4 protein-coding genes and 2 pseudogenes are annotated in these 6,011 nt (G+C 69.7%); 4 read left to right on the top strand and 2 right to left on the bottom strand.

Going from position 1 to position 6,011, the window contains the following annotated elements; genetic code table 11:
- From I0C86_RS04180 to I0C86_RS45355, 3 genes and pseudogenes are all read left to right on the top strand, one after another.
- Nucleotides 1-210, top strand: a 210-nt coding sequence (locus tag I0C86_RS04180; RefSeq protein ID WP_255527601.1) for a phosphoribosyltransferase family protein, incomplete at its 5' end; no start/stop codon positions are given.
- 257 nt (nt 211-467) lie between these two features.
- A pseudogene (gene hpf / locus I0C86_RS45360) lies at nt 468-828 on the top strand (ribosome hibernation-promoting factor, HPF/YfiA family); the annotation flags it as partial.
- A gap of 98 nt (nt 829-926) precedes the next feature.
- Nucleotides 927-1,121, top strand: a pseudogene (locus I0C86_RS45355) (sigma 54 modulation/S30EA ribosomal C-terminal domain-containing protein); the annotation flags it as partial.
- Between the two features lie 93 nt (nt 1,122-1,214).
- On the opposite strand, the gene I0C86_RS04170 reads toward I0C86_RS45355, so the two are convergent.
- Nucleotides 1,215-2,450, bottom strand: a complete 1,236-nt coding sequence (locus I0C86_RS04170; RefSeq protein WP_196199854.1) for a GNAT family N-acetyltransferase — start codon at nt 2,448-2,450, stop codon at nt 1,215-1,217.
- Nucleotides 2,451-2,621: 171 nt separating this feature from the next.
- On the opposite strand from I0C86_RS04170, the gene secA reads away from it, so the two are divergent.
- On the top strand, nt 2,622-5,495 hold the full coding sequence (gene secA, locus I0C86_RS04165) for a preprotein translocase subunit SecA (protein WP_196199853.1): 2,874 nt from the start codon (nt 2,622-2,624) through the stop codon (nt 5,493-5,495).
- Nucleotides 5,496-5,635: 140 nt separating this feature from the next.
- Here secA and I0C86_RS04160 read toward each other — a convergent pair.
- Nucleotides 5,636-6,011: Rv3235 family protein (locus I0C86_RS04160; RefSeq protein ID WP_230393521.1), on the bottom strand; the 376-nt coding region annotated here is incomplete at its 5' end.

Raw genomic sequence — 6,011 nt, 5'->3', positions numbered from 1 at the left:
GAACGGGTGGCCGCCGCGGCGTTCCGGCTCCGTACCGGCCGGCTGCCGGCGGTCCGCCGGAGCGCGGCCGGCCGGGCCGTCGTGGTCCTGGACGACATCGTGACCACGGGGGTCACCCTCGCCGCCGTGGCCCGGCTGCTGGAGACCGCCGGCATTCCGGTGTACGCGGCGGCGTTGCTCGCGGCCACCGTCCGACGGGAGCGCGGCTAACTCTGCGTATCACCATTTTCACCCGGTCGTGCGATCCGTGCACATCTTCTCGAATTGGTCTTGGCGACCGGGGTGACTGTCGGCCAGATTGGCGTTAGCGTCTTATTTAACGGGGGTATGAGGGGTGTTCCATCGCCCCGGGAGCACCTGGAAGGAGGCAGCCGTTAGCGATCCGGTCAAGCCGAGTGGACTTCCAGGGGCGGGCTGACCGGGATTTTTGTTTCTGCAGACTCTCCGATGGCGCAGGGAGGTCACGCATGGATATCGTGGTCAAGGGCCGTAACGTCGAGGTGCCGGATCATTACCGGGTACACGTAGCCGACAAGCTCGCGAAGATCGAGCGCTACGATCACAAGCTTATTCGGGTCGACGTGGAACTCTTTCACGAACGCAATCCGCGACAGTCCGATCACTGCCAGCGAATTGAGATTACCTGTATCTCCAGAGGTCCCGTAGTCCGCGCCGAGGCGTGCGCGAAGGACTTCTACAGTGCTCTGGACGCCGCGATCGCGAAACTCGACACCAGGCTGCGTCGGGCCGCCGACCGCCGCCGGGTACACCGAGGCCGGCACGCTCCGATCTCCGTCGCCGCCGCCACGGCCGGGCTGCCGGTCGCCGAATTCGGCGAGTCGGCCCTGGCCACGCTCACCGCACCCGGGCCGGAACTGTCGAACGGCAACGGACACGTCGCCGCCGAGCCGGAGTTCGACGAGTACGACGACGCGCAGCCGTGGCACATCGCGCGGGAGAAGGTGCACCCGGCGGAGCCGATGACCGTCGACGACGCGCTGTTCGAGATGGAACTCGTCGGGCACGACTTCTATCTGTTCCTCGACAAGGAATCAGGCCGGCCCAGCGTCGTCTACCGGCGCAAGGGCTACGACTACGGCATCCTGGCCCTGGCCAGCTGATCACCGCCAGCGTTCCGCCGGACCCGGCGAAGGCCGGGCCCGGTGGTGCGTCGGTGTTGTGGGCCAGGATCGGGCCGGGTGGCCCGTTCCGGCTCAGCCGGACGTTCCCGGCCGGGCGATGTCCTCCGGCAGCAGTGCGCCACACCAGGCGTCGATCCGGGTACCCCGGTGGAGCAGGGCGTGCCGGGCCGTCCCCTCGAAGGTGAAACCGGCCTTCTCCACGGCCCGGCGGGAGGCGGTGTTGCCCACGTTCGCCCGCCACTCGATCCTGGCCATCCGCAACGCGGTGAATCCCCAGGCGCAGACGGCGGTCACCGCGGCCGGGCAGTAGCCCCGGCCGCGCGCCTGCGGGGCGACCATGAAGCCCAGGTTGCCGGTCTGGGGGTCGGTCGGCGACAGGCGCAGTTCCATGACGCCGCAGTACCCGTCGGATTCGTCGGCGATCGCGAACAGCGCTCCGGTGCCCTGGCGCCACACCGTCGGGCCGTGCTCGTGGACGAAGAACTCGGCGTCCGAGCGCTGGTACGGGTCCGGCACGGTGGTCCAGCGGATGGTCTCGGGGTCGCGGCAGGCCCGGACGATCGGGTCGAGATCGGGCTCGCCGACCGGGCGGAGCCGGAGTTCCGTACCGTCCGAGGCCCTGGCGAACAGTATCGGTTGGGGCGAGCCGAAGACGGCGGCGTGCCGTGCCGCCAGCGAGCCGGGAGCGGCCGGGCCGGCATCCGGGGTGTCGTCGGCCGGCACGCTGGCCGCGTCCCCGGTCGGTACGGCGCCCAGGTCTGCGGGCAGCAGCGAACCCACCCAGCCGTCCGGGCCACCCCGCGGATGCGGTCGGGCGAGCCGGAGCCGCCCCTCGACCAGGAAGCCGGCCCGGAGCGCGACGAGTCGGGACGCGTGGTTACCGACCTCGGCCTGCCAGATGATCCGGCGCAGCCCGCACTCCGCGAACGCCCACCGGCAGACCGCCCGGGTGGCCCGGACCGCGACACCCCGGCCACGCGCCCACGGGGCGGTCCAGTACCCCACCTCGGTCGACTTGAGCGACGGGTCGATGGTGGCCAGCCCGCAGGAGCCGACGAGTTCGCCGGTGACCGCGTCACAGACCGCGAAGGGCGCTCCGGTGCCGGTCGCCCAGGCCTGCGGAGCGATCTTGGTCACGAAGTCGATCGCGTGTTCGAGCCGGTACGGGGCGGGAACGGCGGTCCAACGCTGGATGTCCGGATCCTGGCACGCCCGGTGTACGTCCTCGGCGTCCTCGGGACGCCACGGTCGCAGCAGCAGCCCCGCTTCGACGATCTCCACCTGCGGCGCTCGGTCGTTCTGGTCCATCCGGTCATGGTGCCGGAGAGTTCGCGCTGGGCGTAACCGGGTTTCGCTGCGGGAAGGCCAACTATCGGGCGAATTGTCCGGCTGACTCAACCTCGCGGGCGGCGCGACTGACGGTAGGGCCGATGATGCGCCTACGATGGTTCGGCAGACTGTCTAGGGGAGCGTTGATCCGTGTCGATTCTTGAAAAGGTCCTTCGCGCGGGCGAGGGGCGCATGGTGCGCCGGCTCAAGGCGATCGCCAATGCCGTCAACTCGATCGAGGACGACTACGTCAACCTCACCGACGAGGAACTGCGCGGCATGACCGACCAGTTCCGCGAGCGGCTGGCGGATGGTGAGACCCTCGACGACCTGCTGCCCGAGGCGTTCGCCACGGCGCGCGAGGCGGCATCGCGGGTGCTCGGCCAGCGCCACTACGACGTACAGGTGATGGGCGGTGCCGCGCTGCACTTCGGCAACATCGCCGAGATGAAGACCGGTGAGGGCAAGACCCTGACCTCGGTGCTGCCGGCCTACCTGAACGCGCTCTCCGGCAAGGGCGTGCACATCGTCACCACGAACGACTACCTCGCCGAGCGGGACGCGGCCTGGATGGGCCGGGTGCACCAGTTCCTCGGCCTGACCGTCGGGGTGATCCTGCCCAACCGGCCGTCCGTCGAGCACCGGGCCGCCTACGAGGCAGACATCACCTACGGCACCAACAACGAGTTCGGGTTCGACTACCTCCGGGACAACATGGCCTGGAGCAAGGACGACCTGGTACAGCGGGGGCACAACTTCGCGATCGTCGACGAGGTCGACTCGATCCTGATCGACGAGGCCCGTACGCCGCTGATCATCTCCGGTCCGGCCGAGCACTCCGCCCGGTGGTACTCGGAGTTTGCCGGGGTGGTGGCCCGGTTGCAGTCCGGCAAGGACGGCGCGGGCGACTACGAGGTCGACTACGCCAAGCGGACCATCGCGGTGACCGAGCGCGGCGTCGCCAAGGTGGAGGACCGGCTCGGCATCGACAACCTCTACGAGTCGGTGCACACCCCGCTGGTCGGCTACCTGAACAACGCGATCAAGGCCAAGGAGCTCTACAAGCGCGACAAGGACTACGTCGTCACCGAGGGCGAGGTCCTGATCGTCGACGAGTTCACCGGCCGGATCCTGCACGGCCGTCGCTACAACGAGGGCATGCACCAGGCGATCGAGGCCAAGGAAGGCGTGGAGATCAAGCAGGAGAACCAGACTCTTGCCACGATCACCCTCCAGAACTACTTCCGGCTGTACGGAAAGCTGTCCGGTATGACCGGTACGGCCCAGACCGAGGCCGGTGAGTTCAACAAGGTCTACAAGGTCGGCGTGGTGAGCATTCCCACCCACCGTCCGATGATCCGGGTCGACAAGCCCGACGTGATCTACAAGACCGAGAAGGCCAAGTTCAACGCGGTGGTGGAGGACATCGCCGAGCGGCACGCCCTGGGCCAGCCGGTCCTGGTCGGCACCGTCTCGGTGGAGAACTCCGAGATCCTGTCCCAGTTGCTGCGCCGCCGGGGCATCCCGCACGCCGTGCTGAACGCCAAGTTCCACGCCAAGGAAGCGGAGATCATCGCCCAGGCGGGCCGCAAGGGCGGCGTCACGGTGGCGACGAACATGGCGGGTCGAGGCACCGACATCCTGCTCGGCGGCAACCCGGAGTACCTGGCGAACACCGAGCTGCGCCAGCGCGGCCTGGACCCGGTGGAGCACGCCGACGACTACGCCAAGGCGCTCGAGGAGATCCTGCCCCGGTGGAAGGACGCCTGCGACGCCGAGGCCGAGGAGGTCACCGCCGTCGGCGGCCTGTACGTGCTCGGCACCGAGCGGCACGAGTCGCGGCGGATCGACAACCAGTTGCGGGGCCGGTCCGGCCGGCAGGGTGACCCCGGCGAGTCCCGGTTCTACCTGTCGCTGCAGGACGAGTTGATGAAGCGGTTCCGTGCCGGTGCGGTCGAGGCCGTGATGGAGCGCTTCAACATCCCCGAGGACGTGCCCATCGAGTCCAAGATGGTCACCCGGCAGATCAAGAGCGCTCAGGCCCAGATCGAGGGTCAGAACGCCGAGATCCGGAAGAACGTCCTCAAGTACGACGAGGTGATGAACAAGCAGCGCCAGGTGGTCTACGCCGAGCGCAAGCGGGTGCTCGACGGCGAGGACCTGAACGACCAGGTCCAGCACATGATCGACGACACCGTCACCGCGTACGTGACCGGCGCCACCTCGGACGGCTACGCCGAGGACTGGGATCTCGACCAGCTCTGGACCAGCCTCAAGCAGCTCTACCCGGTCGGGGTGACCATCGAGGACCTCGTCGAGGAGTCCGGTGGCGAGCGGAACACCCTCGACGCCGACTTCCTGCTCGAGCAGCTCAGGCAGGACGCCGTCGCGGCGTACCAGCGGCGCGAGGAGGAACTGGGCAGCGAGGCGATGCGCCAGTTGGAGCGGATGGTGCTGCTCCAGGTCATCGACCGTAAGTGGCGTGAACACCTCTACGAGATGGACTACCTCCAGGAGGGCATCACGCTGCGCGCCTACGCCCAGCGTGACCCGGTGGTGGAGTACCAGCGCGAGGGCTTCGACATGTTCGCCACCATGATGGACGGGATCAAGGAGGAGACGGTCGGCTTCCTCTACAACCTGGACGTCCAGGTGGAGGAGGCCAGCCCGGCTCCGGCTCCGGCTCAGTCGGGCCCGTCACCCATGCCGATGAAGACGGATCCGCCGGTCGAGATCCGGGCCAAGGGCCTCGGACGGACTCCCCGCACCCAGGGGTTGCAGTACTCGGCGCCGACCATCGACGGCGGGGCCCCGGCCACCGGAGGCGTGGCTGTGGAGCGGCCGGAGCAGCCGCAGGCACCGGCGCTCGGCGTCGGCGGCCCGCCCGTCCCCGCGTCGGCGTCCCGACGCCCCGCCCAGGGGCAGGCCGCCGGGGGCAACGCGCCGTCCCGTAACGCACCGTGCCCCTGCGGGTCCGGTCGGAAGTACAAGCGCTGCCACGGTGCTCCCGGCGGCGGCGCCTGAGCCGCCCGGGCCGCCCGGCCTGATCCACCCCGTACCCCGTACCCCGGTCGCCGTCGAGCGGCCGGGGTACGTCCATCAGATGACGCCGTCGTCCGGTGGCCGGTCGGCAGGTCGGCGTCGTCCGGTGGCCGGTCGGCAGGTCAGAGCACTTCCACCGAGACGCCGACCCAATTGCCCCGACGGCGCTCGATCCGAAACGCCACCGCCCAGGTGCGCCCGGCGACACCGACCGCCGCGGCGGCCTCGGCGACCCCCGGACGCGGTTCGCAGACCCGGAGCCGTTGTAGCCGTACGGTGCGGGGCGGCTGACCTGGCCGGCGTCTACCGCCGATCCGGGTGGCGGCGGAGGCGAGCTGCTCGACGATGCCGGCCGCCTCGGCCGGACTGGACAGCGGACGGACGTGCCCGGCCGGGCGGTAGCCATTGACGATTTCGAGGCAGGTGGCCAGGAACCGCCGGGCCGCGTGCTTCGCCTCGGGGGTCGCGCCGGCGAGGGCCTCCGGCAGCGGCGCGACC

The organism is Plantactinospora alkalitolerans, from assembly GCF_015690345.1.
GTDB lineage: Bacteria > Actinomycetota > Actinomycetes > Mycobacteriales > Micromonosporaceae > Plantactinospora > Plantactinospora alkalitolerans.
Note: the sequence above shows the minus strand (reverse complement) of the source record. Positions and strands in the feature narration are given on the sequence as shown.

Coding starts and splice junctions, on each gene's coding strand:
- I0C86_RS04170 (WP_196199854.1), bottom strand. CDS start 2,450: ATGGACCAGAACGACCGAGCGCCGCAGGTGGAGATCGTCGAAGCGGGG.